This window comes from Rhodosalinus halophilus (assembly GCF_003298775.1).
GTDB classification, from domain to species: domain Bacteria; phylum Pseudomonadota; class Alphaproteobacteria; order Rhodobacterales; family Rhodobacteraceae; genus Rhodosalinus; species Rhodosalinus halophilus.
Genome location: NZ_QNTQ01000011.1, coordinates 118,020 through 133,313, shown reverse-complemented (window position 1 = coordinate 133,313; position 15,294 = coordinate 118,020). Strand labels below are relative to the sequence as shown.

Genomic DNA, 15,294 nt, shown 5'->3' with positions numbered 1-15,294 from the left:
CGGCGCGGCGATGACGGAGGATCGCATGCCGGGCGGAGAGGCCCTGCTCGGCGTCTTTGACCACGTCTATGTGGTGAATCTGCCCGAGCGGACGGATCGCCTTGCCGACTCCGAACGCAACTTTCGCCGGATCGGTCTCTCGCACGACCATCCTAGAGTGACCGTCTATCCCGCGCACAGGCCCTCCGAGCGGGGCGAGTTCCCCACCATCGGCACGCGCGGCTGCTTTCTCAGCCACATGGGCGTGCTCGAGCGCGCCCTGTCCGAAGGGCACGCGCACTTTCTGCTGATGGAGGACGACGCGGATTTCGCATCCGGCTTCGGGACGTTGATGCCCCAGCTCGCACGTGCGCTCGGCGGGCGGGACTGGGGGATGCTGTATGGCTGGAATCCCGCGCGCTACGGGCTCCCCCGGACGGAAGCGCGCCGCATTGGGTGGAACTGTCCCCTGAGCGGGAGGTGAGCATGACGCATTTCGTGGGCTTTTCGCGCGCGGCGGCCGAACGAGCGCTGCCCTACCTGCGCGGCATATATGAGCGGCCGCAGGGCGATCCCCGCGGCGGCGCCATGCACGTGGATGGGGCGTATGCCTGGTTCCGCCGGGCGCACCCGGAGATTCTGACGCTTGCCGCTTCCGAACCCCTTGCGTTGCAGCGACCGTCGCGCACCGACATCCATGACTTGCGGTGGTGGGACCAGACGCCGTTGCTCCGGCCGCTTGCCGGGGCGCTGAGACGCTTCAAGTCGCGGCGCACGTGACCAGCGACTTCAGCAGTCAGGGCACATTGTCGATTCCGCTGCCGCCCCAGGGGTGGCAGCGGGCGATGCGCCGGGCCGCGAGCCAGCTTCCCTTGAGCGCCCCGTGCCGTTCGAGTGCCTCGAGGGCATAGGCAGAGCACGTCGGATGGTAGCGGCAGTTGTGGCCGACCCAAGGGGAGAAGAGCAGCCGATAGGCCCGCACGGGCAGGGAGACGAGGTGCGCGAGCGGCGTCATCCTGCCGGCTCCTTCGGGCGAGGCGGCGCATGCAGGCGGCGGAGCGCCTCGCGCAGGTCGTCGCGCAGGGCGTCGAACGGACGGGCCACCGTGACGCCGGGCCGTCCAACAAGCACGTAGTCCCAGCCGGGCCGTCCCGCCGCGGGCAGTATCTCGCGGGCGAGCGCGCGCAACCGGCGTTTGGCGCGGTTGCGGGTCACGGCGTTGCCGAGCTTGCGCGAACAGGTGATGCCCACGCCGACATGCCCGGTGCCGTCGCGGCGGTCGCGCGCCTGCACGACCATGCCCGTCACGGCCTGACGCCGCGCGCGCGCAGCCGCCAGATACTCTCCGCGCTTGAGCAGCGTGCGGAGCGCGGCGCCGTCTGCGGCGTCCTGCTGTCTGGCCGCGGCGCCGGTCATGCGCGACGGCCCCGAGGGCTCAGGCAGACAGCCGCTTGCGGCCGCGGGCGCGGCGGGCGTTGATGATCTTGCGCCCGGCCTTGGTGGCCATGCGGGCGCGGAACCCGTGACGGCGCTTGCGCACGAGGTTAGAGGGCTGAAAGGTACGTTTCATCGCGGGCGCTCCGTCTGTCTGTCGCGGCCCGGGGCATGCCCTCGGGCCGGGGGCATGGGCGACGCGCCGCCCCGGCCCCTGATGTTCGAAGCCCGCTCTATAGGCGCGGGCCGCTGCGCTGTCAAATGGCGAAAGGCGACCGAGTCTGCAACATTCGCCGCAGCAGGGCGCCCGGATTGTTACAGAAGGGCCCCGGCGCGGCCGCTCTGACGCACGCGCGCGTCACCCAGCATCAATCGCCCGTGAAGCCCCTGTCACGCCGCGCCCCCGTCGCGCATGTTTGCCCGGATCGACAAATCCGAGGCAGCGACGAAGGGCCGACCGTGAGCGACATGACCGACAGCCGAAACGAGCACGCCCTGATGCGCCGCCTTCCCATCCTCGCGATTCTCGCGGTCGCGGTGACGGGCGCCATCCTCTTTCGGGATCAGCTCAGCTTCGAGGCGCTGGCGAAGAACCGCGAGGCGCTGCTCGCCTTCCGTGACGCGCACTACGCGGCCTCGGCGGCGGTCTTCGTGCTGACCTATGTGGGCATCGTGGCCTTCTCGCTGCCCGGCGCGACGGTGGCGACGCTCACGGGCGGCTTTCTCTTCGGGGTCTTTCCCGGCACCCTGCTCAACGTGGCCGCCGCGACGGCGGGCGCGACAGTGATCTTCCTGGCCGCGCGCGCAGGATTCGGCGAGCAACTCGCGGCGCGCATGGACGCCTCCGAAGGGCTTGTGCGGCGGATGAAGGCCGGGATCGACGCCCACCAGTGGCCGATGCTGTTCCTGATCCGCCTGGTTCCCGCGGTGCCCTTCTTCGCGGCGAATCTGGTGCCGGCCTTCGTGGGGGTGCCGACGCACCGCTATGTGGTTTCCACCTTCTTCGGGATCATGCCCGGCGCGCTTGTCTATACCTCGGTCGGCGCCGGGCTGGGCGAGGTCTTCGCCCGCGGCGAGTCGCCGGATCTGGGGATCATCTTCGAGCCGCAGATCCTTCTGCCGCTGCTCGGGCTCGCCGCCCTCGCCGCGCTGCCGCTCGTGCTGCGCGCGGTGCGCGGCAAGCCGGGGATCTGAGATGGCGCGGATCGAGACGGATCTTCTCGTGATCGGCGCGGGATCCGGCGGCCTGTCGGTCGCGGCCGGCGCGGTGCAGATGGGCGCCAGCGTCGTGCTGCTGGAAGGCGGCGAGATGGGGGGCGACTGCCTCAACTACGGCTGCGTGCCGTCGAAGTCGCTGATCGCCGCGGCCAAGGCCGCGCACGGGCAGGCGTATGCCGCACCCTTCGGTATCGCGAATGTGACGCCGCAGATCGACTACGCCGCAGCCATGGGCCACGTCCACGACGTGATCGCGCAGATCGCGCCGCACGACAGCCAGGAACGATTCGAGAGACTGGGCGTTCGCGTGATCCGCGCCTGGGGTCGCTTCGTGAACGAGCGCGAGGTCGAGGCCGGAGACACGCGCATCCGCGCCCGGCGCATCGTGATCGCCACGGGTTCCTCGCCCTTCGTGCCGCCGATCCCGGGGCTCGACACGGTGCCTTACCTGACCAACGAGACGCTCTGGACGCTGCGCGAGCGCCCCGGCCACCTGATTGTGGTGGGTGGCGGCCCGATCGGGATGGAAATGGCGCAGGCGCATCGGCGGCTGGGCAGCGAGGTCACCGTTCTGGAGGGCGCCAGGGCGCTGGGCCGCGACGACCCCGAGGCGGCGGCGCTGGTGCTGGAGCGGCTGCGGGCCGAGGGCGTGCGGACCGAGGAGGGCACCCGGGTCGCCGAGGTGCGCGGGGCCGAGGGCGCCATCGAGGTGCTGGACGAGGACGGGCGCAGCTTCACCGGCACCCACCTGCTGCTCGCGGTGGGTCGCAAGGCGAACACGGACGCGCTGAACCTCGCGGCCGCCGGCATCGAGACCACGAGGACCGGTGTGAAGGTGGACAGCCGGCTTCGGACGACCAACCGCCGCGTCTATGCCATAGGCGACGCGGCGGGGGGGATGCAGTTCACCCATCTGGCGGGCTATCACGCGGGCATCGTGATCCGGCAGGCGCTGTTCGGCCTGCCCGCGACCGCGCGCATCGATCACATCCCGCGCGCCACCTACACCGACCCCGAACTGGCGCAGGTGGGTCCGACCGAGGCCGAGGCGCGCAAGGCGCATGGGCCGAAGCTGGAGGTCGCGCGCTTCGACTACTCCGGCAACGACCGCGCGCTGGCGGAGCGCAAGCCGGAGGGCTTCGTCAAGGTCATGGTGGTGAAGGGCCGCCCGGTGGGCGCCACCATCGTGGGCCATCAGGCGGGCGAGCAGATCGCGCTGTGGGCGCTCGCCGTCGCCAACGGGCTGAAGATGCAGGCGCTGGCGAACATGGTCGCCCCCTATCCGACCATCTCGGAAGTCTCCAAACGCGCGGCTGGGGCCTATTTCTCGCCGCGGCTCTTTGATAGTGCTCTCGTCAGGCGCGTGGTGGGCACGGTGCAGAGGTGGCTTCCCTAGACGCGCGCACGCGGGACGGTCATGCTCAACACCCTTTCCGGACGCTTCCTGATCCTCACGGTGATCTTCGTGATGATCGCCGAAGTGCTGATCTTCGTGCCCTCCGTCGCGCGCTACCGCGAGAGTTTCCTGCTGGCCCGGCTGGAGCGGGCGCAGATCGCCTCGCTGTCGCTTCTGGCCACCGACATGATCGAGCCGGATCTGGAGCGCGAGCTTCTGAAGAACGCGGGCGTCTACAACGTGGTGCTGCGCCGGGACGAGGCGCGCGAACTGGTCCTGTCCTCGCCGATCCCCGGCCCGGTGCACGCGACCTATGACCTGCGCGATCCCTCGCCGCTCGTCCTGATCCGGGACGCGATGGCGCGGCTCGCCGACCCCGAGGACCGGATCATCCGCGTGATCGGGGCGCCGCTGCGTGACGCGGGCCTCCTTATCGAGGTGACGATGGAGACCGCGCCGCTGCGCGCGGCGATGATCGACTACGGGCTGAGGATCCTCGCGCTGTCGGCGGTGATCTCGGCGGTGACGGCCGGGCTGCTGTTCCTCGCCGTGCGGGCGATCCTCGTGAAGCCGATCAGCCGCCTTGTCGGGCACATGCGCCGCTACGCCGCCGCGCCCGAGGACGCGACCCGGATCATGCAGCCCTCGGGCCGCGGCGTGCGGGAGCTGCGCGAGGCCGAGGCCGCGCTCGCCCGGATGCAGACCGACCTTACCCAGGCGCTGCGCCAGCGCGCGCGGCTTGCCCAGCTGGGCGAGGCGGTGGCCAAGGTCAGCCACGACCTGCGCAACATCCTGACCTCCGCGCAGCTCTTCGTGGACCGCATCGAGATGAGCGAGGATCCGCAGGTCAAGCGCATGGCGCCGAAGCTGGTGAACTCGATCCGCCGGGCCGTAGGGCTGACCGAGAACGTGCTCGCCTTCGGCCGCGCCGAAGAGCCGCCGCCGACGCTCACCCGCGTCGCCCTGGCCGAGCTCGTCTCGGACGTGGTCGAAAGCGAGCGGCTCGCCGTCGAGGACCACCAGGACATCAGCTTTTCCGAGGACGTGCCGGCCACGATGGTCGTGCGCGCCGATGCCGAGCAGCTCTACCGCAGCCTCGCCAATCTCGTGCGCAATGCACGGCAGGCGCTCGCAGGCACCGGGGAGGGCGGCGAGATCGGCATCTCCGCGCGCGAGGAGGACGAGGCCTGGGTGATCGAGGTGACCGATACCGGCCCCGGCCTGCCCGACAAGGCGCGCGAGCATCTCTTCACGCCCTTCCAGGGCGGCGCGCGCAAGGGCGGCTCGGGCCTGGGTCTCGCGATCGCCGCGGAACTGGTGCGGGGGCACGGCGGCACGCTCGCGCTTGGGCATACGGGGCCTGGGGGCACATGCTTCACCATCCGGCTGCCGAAGGGCGAACTGGGCTAGCGCGCCCCGCGGCCCGGATTTCCCCCTTGCACCCCGACGCGGGGACCGTTATCTGCCCCGACACCGCGCACCGGTAGCTCAGCTGGATAGAGCACTTGACTACGAATCAAGGGGTCGGGGGTTCGAATCCTCCCCGGTGCGCCACTTCCCTCCCCGACGGACGATTGCGCGCGGGGCTGCGGCGCTCCACTCGCAACAGGCGTCTGGCGTTCCTATCTCGTGTCGCATGAACTATGTCCTTGCGCTCCTGCTGCCGCCCTTGTCGATCCTGATCGCGGGGCGGCCGATCGTCGCCCTGATCGTGTTTATCGTCTGGGTTCCGGCGATCATCTTCTCGGGTGGCCTCACCCACCCGATGTTCATCCTGCTCGCCTGGATCCTGATCTACCAGTCCGGCGAGGAGCGGCGCCACCGCGCCAGGATGGACGACAGGCGCGACTGACGGGCGCGTAACGCCGCGCGATGACGCCCGGCAGGGCGGAAGAGCGGCGCGCGCACCGCGGCACGCTTGCATGGCCGCCGCGCCGCCCCTAGAGAAGCGGCGCTTCGCAAGAGGGAGAGGCGCATGGGCTTTCGCATGGGAATCGTCGGGCTGCCGAATGTCGGCAAGTCCACGCTCTTCAACGCGCTCACGCGCACGGCTGCCGCGCAGGCGGCGAATTTTCCCTTCTGCACGATCGAGCCCAACGTGGGCGAAGTGGCGGTGCCCGACGCGCGGCTCGCGCGGATCGCCGAGATCGCGCAGTCGAAACAGGTCATCCCGGCCCGGCTGACCTTCGTCGATATCGCGGGGCTGGTGCGGGGCGCGTCGAAGGGCGAGGGCCTCGGCAACCAGTTCCTCGCCAACATCCGCGAGGTGGACGCCATCGCCCACGTCCTGCGCTGCTTCGAGGACGGCGACGTGGCGCATGTCGAGGGGCGGGTCGATCCCGTGGCCGACGCCGAGACGATCGAGACCGAGCTGATGATCGCCGACATGGAGAGCATCGAGCGGCGCTTGCAGGGCATCGCGCGCAAGGTGCGCGGCGGCGACAAGGAGGCGGTGACGCAGGAGCGTCTGCTGCGCGCCGCGCTGGCCGCGCTGGAAGAGGGGAGGCCCGCGCGCACGGTCGAGGTGGCCGAAGAGGACGCCAGGGCCTGGCGGATGCTGCAGCTGCTCACGGCCAAGCCGGTGCTCTATGTCTGCAACGTCGAGGAGGCCTCGGCCGCCACCGGCAACGCGCAATCGGCACGCGTGGCCGAGATGGCCCGGGCGCAGGGCGCGGGCACGGTCGTGATCTCGGCGCGCATCGAGGAGGAGCTCGCCCAGCTCGATCCCGAGGAGGCGGAGGCGTTTCTCGAGGAAATGGGACTGCAGGAGCCCGGGCTCGACCGGCTGATCCGGGCGGGATACGAGCTGCTTCATCTGCAGACCTTCTTCACCGCGGGGCCCAAGGAGGCGCGGGCCTGGACCATTCCCGAAGGCACGCGCGCGCCGCAGGCTGCGGGCGTGATCCACGGCGACTTCGAGCGCGGCTTCATCCGGGCGGAGACGATATCCTTCGACGACTACGTGGCGCTCGGCGGCGAGGCGAAGGCGCGCGAGGCCGGCAAGCTCAGGGCCGAGGGCAAGACCTACGTCGTTCAGGACGGCGACGTGATGCACTTCCTGCACAGCGCCTGACGCCGCCCGGGCCGTCGATCTGGCCGGTGCCGGTGGCCGGCCGCATCGTCGGCGCGGGCCCAATGGGGCCGGCGCCGCCTTTCGCGTCAGGCCCGCAGCGTCTCGGTCGAGGAGAAGAACATCGCCTGGCTGACGGCCGAGCGCACCTGTTCCTCGGAATAGGGCTTGGCGATCAGGAAGGCGGGTTCCGGGCGCTCGCCCGTCAGCAGCCGCTCGGGGAACGCCGTGATGAAGATCACCGGCCGCTCGCCCAGGGCCTCGAGGATGTCGTTGGCGGCGTCGATCCCCGAGGAATTGTCCGCGAGCTGGATATCGCACAGGACCAGATCGGGCGCCTCGACCTTCGCGAGCTCGACGGCCCGGTCGCGGGTGCGGGCCACGCCGGTCACCTTGTGGCCCAGGTCGGCCACGACCGATTCGAGATCCATCGCGATGATGGCCTCGTCCTCGACGATCAGCACCTTGCCGGCGGTCACGTCGCTCATCTCGCGGCGGGCGATCTCGACCAGGTCGCGAGCCTCTTCCTGCGACACCTCGAGAACCTGCGACAGTTCGTCCAGGGGAAATCCCTCGACCGCGTGCAGCAGCAACGCCTCGCGGCTGTTGGGCGTGAGTTGCGCCAGATGGCGCTGCGCGGCCGCCTCGAGCCCCTCGGGAGTCTCCGCGACCGGCGCGCCGGCGCTGACCCAGAGCCGATGGAAGACATGAAACAGCGCGATCCGCGGGGGGAAGCGGTCGAGCGCCGAATCGTCCTCGAGCAGCGCCTCGAGCGCCGCGGCGGCGTAACGGTCCCCGCTGGCTTGCCGACCGGTGAGCGCGCGCGCGTAGCGGCGCAAATAGGGCAGCGCCTCGCCGAGCGCGTCGGTCCGGTTCGCGGAGGGTTCTGCGTCGGTCATCGTCTCTCCCCTTCAATCCCAGTCAGGGTGTTAACGCGCAATCGCACGGTTCGGTTCCCGCGAAAATGCGTGCAAGTCCCTTTCCCGCGCGCCTCTCGCTTCTGTCCGCGCGCGGCCACCGTGCCGCCGCGGCGGGCGGTTCATGCCCGGGTTGGACTCGCGGCTCTGCCGTGAGAGGCACGGCCCCGGCGATACGCAACGGAGGACGGCATGACGGAACTCGCCATTCGGCGCAACCGCGAGCGCGATCTCGCGCCTCTCGCGCGGCTGCTGGCCGGCCCCGCCGACCTCGCGCTCGTGAACCCGAGCGCCAAGCATCCCTTCGATCCGGACGAATGGCGAGAGAAGTGGCTGGGCGAGGCGGACGACGAATCCTTCTACCTCGTGGACGCGGCGGGGCGTGAGGTGGGTTTCTTCGCGCTCCGCGTGGGCGTCGGCCCCGAGGTGCGGCACTTGGCCTACGTCTTCGTGGAGGAGGCCTCCCGGGGCGGCACGGGCGGGCAACTCGCGGAACTGGCCGAGGAGGCCGCGCGCGAGCTCGGCGCGCTGACCATCACGCTCAAGGTCGAGCTCGACAATCCGGCCGCGCTGCATCTCTACCGTTCCGCGGGATACGAAGAACTGTCGCGCCGCAACGGCATGGCGACGATGCGCCGCGATCTGGACTGAGGAACCTGCGCGCGCGTCGGGTGGTTCGCCTAACGGGGAAAGGAGGCGATCCGAGATGTCGGTTCTGAGATATGCGCTCTACTGCGGCGCCGGTGCTGCGCTAGCCTCGACGGCCGCGACCATGCTCTCTGCGCGGGCCGAGGGAGAGAGCCCCTGGCGCCCGGTCAATGCGACCAGCCACTGGCTTCACGGCGACGCGGCCGGGCGACGCGCGGACCCGGATCTCGCCCATACCGGCCTGGGCGCCGCGACGAACGTGGCGGCCGGCATGATGTGGGGCGGGCTGTTCGGCGCCTGGCTCGAGCGCCGCCGTTCGGTCTCGAAGGCCGTCGTGCCCGGAGCGGCCGCCACCGGCGCGCTGGCGGCGGGTCTGGACTACGGGCTTCTGCCGCGCCGGCTCTCGCCCGGCTGGGAACTGGCGCTCTCTCCGCGTTCCGTCGGCGTTTCGCTCGCGGCGATGGCCGCCGGCATGGCGGCCGGCGGGATGGCCGCGCGGGCCGCGGAAGACCGCGCTCATGCCGGATGAACGGGCGCGATGGTCTCTTCGCGGCCGGCAGAGCCGCGGTTCCTGCCGGTTTCAGTCATGCGCGCCGCCCGCGTCGAGCGTGATCGGACGGCCGTGCGGCGTGGCGCGTGCGGCGGCCTGCCAGCGCGCCGCCAGCGCCGCGATCTCTTCGGCTCCGGCGATGCCCTTGCGCTCGAGCAGCGCGACGAGCGCCTCCGACCAGACCTGCCAATAGGTCTCCGCCTCGGCATGCCGCACCCGGGGACCGAAGATGTCGGTCCATTCGGACCAGTCGAAATGCCCCGCCTCGTTGAGCGCCACCGTCAGCGCGAAGAGCTGTGCCTGCCAGGGTTCCTCGAAGGGGGCGTCAGGCGGGGTCAAGATAGGGCTCCCAGGCGTCGATGCTGACGATCAGGCCGGGCTCCGCCGCCGCGCCGTAGAGCTCGGCGGCGTCGAAGCGGACGGTGTAGAGCGGGCAGGGAGCCTCGCCCAGGCCGTGCGCATGGGTGTCGGGGAAGACATGACAGCCGTGCACCGCCTCGATCACGCCTGCCGCGCCGCGCGCGTAGGATGGCAGACGGGTGTGACCCGCTGGCTGGTGGTTGCGCGTGCGCACGCGATCGCCCACGGCGAAGGCGGGGGCCGGCCCCTCGCGGAGGGTCGGCCCGCCACGGGCGAGCGCCGCGCCCACGGCATCCGGCCGCAGGCGCCGGTCCGCACGCAGGCCGGTGCGGTGCGCGCGGCCCTCCGCCAGCTCGTCCGGTGTCACCTCGCCCGAGCGTTGCAGCAGCGATTCGAGCGCGCGCAGCCATATCTCGTAGTAGCTGGCGGTGTAGTAGGTCGCCGGGTGCAGGCTCTCTCGGGCGTGCCGAGACGCGTCGAGCGTCCAGTAGCCGAGCGCGGCCGAGGCCAGCGTCAGGCCCAGCACGCGCTTCTCCCAGTCGGCATGAAAGCGCAGGCTCTCGTCCTCGGGCACGACGCGCCCGAAGCCGTGGCGGCCGCCCACGTCCTGCGGGCCGTTCATGCCGTCTCCGGCGCGCGGGGCTGGCCGCAGCCGATCATGCTGTCGCGGGTGACGAGCGCGGCCAGCGCCGCTTCGTCCATCCCCTCGGTGCCGGCGGGGCGCTCGGGGATCACGAGATAGCGGATCTCGGCCGTCGAATCCCAGACCCGGATGCGGGTCTCTTCCGGCAGGCGGACGCCGAACTCGGCCAGGACCGCGCGCGGTTCGCGCACGGCGCGCGCCCGGTAGTCGGGCGACTTGTACCACGCCGGCGGCAGCCCGAGCACCGGCCACGGGTAGCAGGAGCAGAGCGTGCAGACGACCAGGTTGTGCTCTTCGGGCGTGTTGAAGACCGCGACCATGTGCTCGCCCTGTCGGCCGCCGAAGCCCATCGCGGCGATCGCCTCGGTCGCGTCCCGGCGCAGCCGCTCGGCGAAGGCCGGGTCGGTCCAGGCCCGCGCGACGACCGCCGCGCCGTTGCGCGGGCCGACCCTGTTTTCGTAGGTCTCGACAATCTCGTCCACCGCGGCCGGGTCCACCAGGCCCTTTTCGACGAGCACGGTCTCCAGCGCGCGGACCCGCGCCGTCATGTCGTCGAATTCGCTGCCGCCGTGGTCATGGTGATCGTGCATCGCTTCCTCCTTCCGCGACTATGCCGCTGCGGGCCTGCGATTGCAAAAGGCCGGCCGCAGCGCGTCAGGATTCCGCCGTGCGCAGCCCGCGGGCCCGAAAGACCCACCGCGCGAGGTCGGTCAGCACCGCGTCCGAGACCCGGTCGAAGCCCGCCAGGAGCGCCGGGGTGGAGGTGTCCGAAACCTCGACGGAGCGGGCGAAGCTGCGCGAGGCGGTGACGGCGGCATCCTCTTCGCGCACCAGCCGCGCGACGAGGGTCATCTCGACGACCGCGCTTTCGCCGTCGGGTGCGGCGCGCGCGCCGAAATCCACCAGTTCGCTCACCAGCGCGATGTCGCCCGCAGCGCCGAGCGGACGGCGCCCGACGTAGCGGAAGGCGTCGGCGCGCAGGAAGGTCTCGACCATCGCGGACTGGAGCATCACCGGCGCCTCCTCGCTCCAGCGTGCGTCGGGCAGATAGGCCACCTGGGTGTCGCCGGTGCGCACGAGAATCCGGTCCGTCGCGATCGCGCCGCCGGCCGCGGGCACCTCGACGACCAGCTGGATACCCTGGCTGGCGGCGGCGACCGGCGTGGTCTCGGGGGCGCGCAGTTCATGCACGTCGAGCGGCTCGGTCGCGCGTCCCAGGGCGCCGAGCGCGGCGCAGCCCGACAGCGCGGTGAGGGCGAGGCAAAGAAGCAGCGGGCGGAGCATGGCGAACCTCATCTTCGGTAGGCGGGCGCGTCGCGGCCGAGGAAGTAGCGCGCCGGGTCGCGCTGGATCTGGCGGGCGAGCGTCTGAAGGTTCTCGACGAGTTCGCGCGCCTCGCGGCCGAGCCGCGTGTATTGCGGCAGGCCGTCGTTCGCGAAGGCCTGAAGCGAGGGCCCGAGGTCGCCCGCCGTGCGTTCCACCTGTGCGAAGGCGGCATTGGCGCGCTCGGCGGTCTGGCGTATCTCGTCGGTGATCGTCGGTATGTCCGCCGTGACCGCCGCGACCGCCTCGTCGAGACGGGCCAGCGTGTCCTGCAGGCTCGTCACGACCTGCTGGACGTCCTCGGTCATCACGCTGTCGGCCGTGGTGAAGGCGCGTTCCGCCGCAGCCAGCGCGGACTCGCCCGTCTCGAGCGCGGTATTGATCCGGCCGAGGGTTGCGTTGGCGTTCTCGAAGGTCGTGCCGACGGTGTCGAGCGTGGCGGCCACCTCCGCCGAGATGTCGTCGGCCCGCCCGGCCGCCGCCGAGAGATCCGCGCCCACGCTCTCGACGGTGCGCGCCGCCGTCTCTGTGGCCTGGCGGATGTCCCGCAGGATCGCGGGCAGATCCTCTTCGGCGACCGACACCGCGGCCTCTGCGACCTCGTTGGCGTTGGCGAGGAAATCCCGCGTCTCGGTCACGAGGGCGGTGCCGTCCTCGGCGATGAAGGTGTCGAAGCGGGTCGCGGCGGCCTCGACGGCGGCGACGCTCCGCGAGGTGTCGTCGAGAACGCGGTCCAGCGCGGCGATCGTCTCTTCGGCTTCGGCGAGGCGGGCGGTGGCGACCTCTCCGGTCTGCCGGAACTCCGCCAGCATCGCAGAGGCATCGCCGCCGACGCGATCGATCTCGGTGCGCAGGCTGGCCAGCGTCGACTCGAGGGTCTCGACGACGCGCGGCAGATCCGTCTCGATGAAGGCGTTGGCGGAGTCGAGCGTCTGCCGGCCGCTGCGCAGCGCATCGTCGCCCACCTCGAGCGTCGTCTCGGCGCGCTCTGCCAGGTCCGAGACCTGTCGCAGCGTGCCGTCCGCGGTCTCCAGCGTCGTCGTCGCCGCCGCAGAGATGTCCTCCAGCCGGGAGGTGAAGGCGCCGATGTCCTCGGTCGCCGTCGCGATCGTCTCTGTCACGGCGGAGAAATCCTCCAGCGCCTGCGAAAGCTCGGCCGAGGAGTTCTCGACGTTCGCGAGGATGTTGGCGACGCGATCCTGGTTCTCGGGTCCGAGCAGGTCGGAGACCCGGCGCGAAACCTGCAGGATTTCCTCGAGGATCTCGGGGGCGTCCTGACTCAGGGTCTGCAGCACGGAGCGGCCGGCGGGGATGTCGGGCACCGTCTCCTCCGCCACTGCCTCGAGCAGAGGGTCGCGCGGGTCGCCCGCGGAGATCCCGACGTAGCTCTGGCCGGTGACGCCAAGCGACTCGATCGTGGCGACGCTCGAGGTGCGCACCGGCGTGCCGGCATCGACCTCGACCCGGACGCGAACCTCGCCGCTCTGATCCGGCGCCAGCGCTACCTCGACGACCTGGCCCACCGGCAGCCCGCTGAAGCGCACCTCGGAGGCGTTCGAGAGGCCCGTGACCGTGGGGAAGTAGATGTCGTAATAGGCGAACTGCCGGTCCAGCTCGACCCGCGCGAACCACAGCAGGAACCCTAGCAGCCCCAGAAAACCCGCGAGGGTGAAGGCGCCGATCAGCAGATAGTTGGCCCGCGTTTCCATCGCTCCGGCTTACTCTCTGCCGTGTCCCGCCGCAATCGCGTCGCGCGCCGCGCGCGCCCGTGGGCCGAGGAAGTATTCCCGGACCCAGGGGTGGTCCACCTCGAGCATGTCGTCGAGCGTGCCGGTCACGAGCACGCGCTTCTCGGCCAGCACCGCGATGCGGTCGCAGGTGGCATAGAGCGTGTCGAGGTCGTGTGTGACGAGGAACACGGTGAGCCCCAGCGCCCGGGACAGCCCGCGGATCAGCTCGTCGAAGGCCGCCGCGCCGATCGGATCGAGCCCGGCCGTGGGCTCGTCGAGGAAGACGATCTCGGGATCTAGGGCGAGGGCGCGCGCGAGCCCCGCGCGCTTTCGCATGCCGCCCGAGAGCTCGGAGGGAAACTTGTCGCCCGCGTTCCACGGCAGCCCGGAGAGCGAGATCTTCAGCCGCGCCAGCGCCTCGCGCGTCCGCGCGTCCAGTCCCTCGACGTTGGAAAGGGGGACCATCACGTTCTCGCAGACCGTGAGCGAGGAGAAGAGCGCCCCGTCCTGGAACATCACGCCGATCCGCTCGGCCAGCGCGTCGAGCTCGGCCTCGCTCGCCCCGCGCATCTCGGTGCCGAGCATCCGCACGGAACCGGCGGCCGGCGTGATGAGCCCGGTGATCGAGCGCAGCAGCACCGACTTTCCGGTGCCCGAGCCGCCCACCACGCCGAGGATCTCGCCGCGATAGACGTCGAGATCGAGTCCGTCATGCACGACGTGGGTTCCGAACTGATTGCGCAGGCCGCGCACCTCGATGACCGTCTCCGCCACGCTCAGACCCCGATCTGCTGGAAGAAGATCGAGAAGAGCGCGTCGGCGAGGATCACCGCGAAGATCGCGGCGACCACCGCCGAGGATGTCATGCGCCCGAGCGATTCGGCGGTGTTGCCGACCCCGAGCCCCGCGCGGCACCCGATCACGCCGATCAGCACCGCGAAGACCGGCGCCTTCACCAGGCCCACGACGGCGTGCGTGACGTCCGTCCCCTCGGCGAGGCGCGTCATGAACATCGCGGGCGAGATGCCGAGCTCGATCCAGGACATGAGCGCGCCGCCGAAGATGCCGGCCAGATTCGCGATCAGCCCGAGGATCGGAAGCATCAGGACGAGTGCCAGCACCCGCGGCACGATCAGCGCGTGGCCGGGATCGATGCCCAGCGTGCGCATGGCGTCGATCTCCTCGCGCATCTTCATCGAGCCGATCGCGGCGGTGAAGGCCGAGGCCGTGCGCCCCGCCACGATGATCGCCGTGAGCAGGATGCCCAGCTCGCGCAGGATCGAGATCGCGATAAGGTCCACCACGAAGACCTCCGCGCCGAACTGCCGCAGCTGCGCCGCGCCCTGGAACGCGAGCACCACCCCGATCAGGAAGGCCATCAGCGCCACGATCGGCACGGCCTGAAGGCCCACCGCCTGGCAGTGGTGCAGAAGCGCGGTCAGCCGGAACTCGCGCGGGCGGACGACGGCGCCCAGAAGCCGCGCGACGAAGAGCCCGAGAAGACCGAGAAAGCCCAAAAACGACTGCGCGCCGCCTGCCACCGTCTCGCCCAGGCGGACCAGCGCGGCCCGCAGCCCGCGCTCCGGCGCAGGCTCTTCCTGCGGCTTGGGCAGCCCCTCGCGCACGGTGTCCAGGATCTGCGCCACCGCGCCCTGCGCGCCGGTGATCTCGGTGCGCGCGCCAGCCTCCGCCAGCCGGTCGCGGGCCCGCAGCAGCGCCCAGGCGATGCCGGTATCGATCCGCTGCGCGTCCGACAGGTCGAAGGTCACCGCCCGGGGCGCCTCGAGGCGGGCGAGCTGCTCCTGCAACTCGGGCAGCTCGCGCAGGCCGAGCGCGCCGGTCACGACGGCGCGGATCTCTCCACCCTCTTCGGCGAGGCTGAGACCGCCCCGCTCGTCGCTGTCGTCCCGCTCCATTCGCGCCGGCCTCTCATCCTGGTGGGCCGCCGCGCTCGTCGGTTCCTGCGGTCCCTCCTCGCGAAGAGCGCCCGCAGGGGCGCGATGAGCGGCGCCGGCATCGGTCAGCC

General features: G+C 71.1%; 20 protein-coding genes and 1 tRNA gene. 10 read left to right on the top strand and 11 right to left on the bottom strand.

The features are described from left to right. Positions 1-10 precede the first annotated feature (10 nt). Together DRV85_RS13040 and DRV85_RS13035 are read left to right on the top strand one after the other, a co-directional pair. Entirely contained in the window at positions 11-463 is a 453-nt protein-coding gene (locus DRV85_RS13040) for a glycosyltransferase family 25 protein (protein ID WP_147238846.1), read from the top strand. A gap of 2 nt (positions 464-465) precedes the next feature. Beyond that, the gene (locus tag DRV85_RS13035; protein WP_113289909.1) at positions 466-759 is read left to right on the top strand and encodes a hypothetical protein; all 294 of its coding nucleotides are present in this window, start codon (positions 466-468) and stop codon (positions 757-759) included. 16 nt (positions 760-775) lie between these two features. On the opposite strand, the gene yidD is transcribed toward DRV85_RS13035, so the two are convergent. The 3 genes from yidD to rpmH are packed head-to-tail and all read right to left on the bottom strand — an operon-like array spanning position 776 to position 1,549. Further along, positions 776-994 carry a membrane protein insertion efficiency factor YidD gene (yidD, locus tag DRV85_RS13030; protein ID WP_113289908.1) on the bottom strand — a complete coding sequence of 73 codons (219 nt, stop codon included), beginning with the start codon at positions 992-994 and terminating at the stop codon, positions 776-778. Further along, positions 991-1,395: a ribonuclease P protein component gene (rnpA, locus tag DRV85_RS13025; RefSeq protein WP_113289907.1), complete on the bottom strand. Its 405-nt coding sequence runs from the start codon at positions 1,393-1,395 to the stop codon at positions 991-993. Before rnpA ends, yidD begins: the two co-directional genes overlap by 4 nt. Positions 1,396-1,414: 19 nt before the next feature. After that, positions 1,415-1,549: a 50S ribosomal protein L34 gene (gene rpmH, locus DRV85_RS13020; RefSeq protein WP_092500457.1), complete on the bottom strand. Its 135-nt coding sequence runs from the start codon at positions 1,547-1,549 to the stop codon at positions 1,415-1,417. 332 nt (positions 1,550-1,881) lie between these two features. On the opposite strand from rpmH, the gene DRV85_RS13015 reads away from it, so the two are divergent. The 6 genes from DRV85_RS13015 to ychF all read left to right on the top strand — a co-directional run bounded on the left by DRV85_RS13015 (position 1,882) and on the right by ychF (position 7,100). Next, a complete protein-coding gene (locus tag DRV85_RS13015) occupies positions 1,882-2,607 on the top strand; it encodes a TVP38/TMEM64 family protein (protein ID WP_113289906.1) in 726 nt (241 codons plus the stop codon). A gap of 1 nt (position 2,608) precedes the next feature. Continuing rightward, positions 2,609-4,027, top strand: coding sequence for a dihydrolipoyl dehydrogenase family protein (locus DRV85_RS13010; RefSeq protein ID WP_113289905.1), 1,419 nt, complete (start codon positions 2,609-2,611; stop codon positions 4,025-4,027). A gap of 21 nt (positions 4,028-4,048) precedes the next feature. Then, entirely contained in the window at positions 4,049-5,437 is a 1,389-nt protein-coding gene (locus DRV85_RS13005) for a sensor histidine kinase (protein WP_113289904.1), read from the top strand. A 67-nt stretch (positions 5,438-5,504) separates the two neighbouring features. Continuing rightward, positions 5,505-5,581, top strand: a tRNA-Arg gene (locus tag DRV85_RS13000). 82 nt (positions 5,582-5,663) lie between these two features. Continuing rightward, positions 5,664-5,879, top strand: a complete 216-nt coding sequence (locus tag DRV85_RS12995; RefSeq protein WP_113289903.1) for a hypothetical protein — start codon at positions 5,664-5,666, stop codon at positions 5,877-5,879. A 123-nt stretch (positions 5,880-6,002) separates the two neighbouring features. Next, a complete protein-coding gene (gene ychF / locus DRV85_RS12990; protein ID WP_113289902.1) occupies positions 6,003-7,100 on the top strand; it encodes a redox-regulated ATPase YchF in 1,098 nt (365 codons plus the stop codon). 86 nt (positions 7,101-7,186) lie between these two features. Here ychF and DRV85_RS12985 read toward each other — a convergent pair whose 3' ends face one another. Continuing rightward, positions 7,187-7,996 carry a response regulator gene (locus DRV85_RS12985; protein ID WP_113289901.1) on the bottom strand — a complete coding sequence of 270 codons (810 nt, stop codon included), beginning with the start codon at positions 7,994-7,996 and terminating at the stop codon, positions 7,187-7,189. 210 nt (positions 7,997-8,206) lie between these two features. On the opposite strand from DRV85_RS12985, the gene DRV85_RS12980 reads away from it, so the two are divergent. Next, complete coding sequence (locus DRV85_RS12980) at positions 8,207-8,665, top strand: GNAT family N-acetyltransferase (RefSeq protein WP_113289900.1); 459 nt, start codon at positions 8,207-8,209, stop codon at positions 8,663-8,665. Between the two features lie 55 nt (positions 8,666-8,720). Continuing rightward, on the top strand, positions 8,721-9,191 hold the full coding sequence (locus DRV85_RS12975) for a hypothetical protein (RefSeq protein WP_113289899.1): 471 nt from the start codon (positions 8,721-8,723) through the stop codon (positions 9,189-9,191). A 51-nt stretch (positions 9,192-9,242) separates the two neighbouring features. On the opposite strand, the gene DRV85_RS12970 is transcribed toward DRV85_RS12975, so the two are convergent. The 7 genes from DRV85_RS12970 to DRV85_RS12940 all read right to left on the bottom strand — a co-directional run bounded on the left by DRV85_RS12970 (position 9,243) and on the right by DRV85_RS12940 (position 15,184). After that, entirely contained in the window at positions 9,243-9,551 is a 309-nt protein-coding gene (locus DRV85_RS12970; RefSeq protein ID WP_199525929.1) for a nitrile hydratase accessory protein, read from the bottom strand. Then, the gene (gene nthB, locus DRV85_RS12965; protein WP_113289897.1) at positions 9,538-10,194 is read right to left on the bottom strand and encodes a nitrile hydratase subunit beta; all 657 of its coding nucleotides are present in this window, start codon (positions 10,192-10,194) and stop codon (positions 9,538-9,540) included. Before nthB ends, DRV85_RS12970 begins: the two co-directional genes overlap by 14 nt. Next, positions 10,191-10,805, bottom strand: a complete 615-nt coding sequence (gene nthA, locus DRV85_RS12960) for a nitrile hydratase subunit alpha (RefSeq protein WP_113289896.1) — start codon at positions 10,803-10,805, stop codon at positions 10,191-10,193. The genes nthB and nthA overlap by 4 nt, the downstream gene beginning before the upstream one ends. 64 nt (positions 10,806-10,869) lie before the next feature. Next, entirely contained in the window at positions 10,870-11,499 is a 630-nt protein-coding gene (locus DRV85_RS12955; RefSeq protein ID WP_158540155.1) for an ABC-type transport auxiliary lipoprotein family protein, read from the bottom strand. Positions 11,500-11,507: 8 nt separating this feature from the next. Beyond that, positions 11,508-13,247 (bottom strand): MCE family protein, encoded by a 1,740-nt coding sequence (locus DRV85_RS12950; protein WP_113289894.1) that lies wholly within the window; start codon positions 13,245-13,247, stop codon positions 11,508-11,510. A 9-nt stretch (positions 13,248-13,256) separates the two neighbouring features. After that, a complete protein-coding gene (locus DRV85_RS12945) occupies positions 13,257-14,042 on the bottom strand; it encodes an ABC transporter ATP-binding protein (RefSeq protein WP_420820921.1) in 786 nt (261 codons plus the stop codon). Positions 14,043-14,044: 2 nt separating this feature from the next. Next, entirely contained in the window at positions 14,045-15,184 is a 1,140-nt protein-coding gene (locus DRV85_RS12940) for an MlaE family lipid ABC transporter permease subunit (RefSeq protein ID WP_113289893.1), read from the bottom strand. Positions 15,185-15,294: the final 110 nt, after the last annotated feature.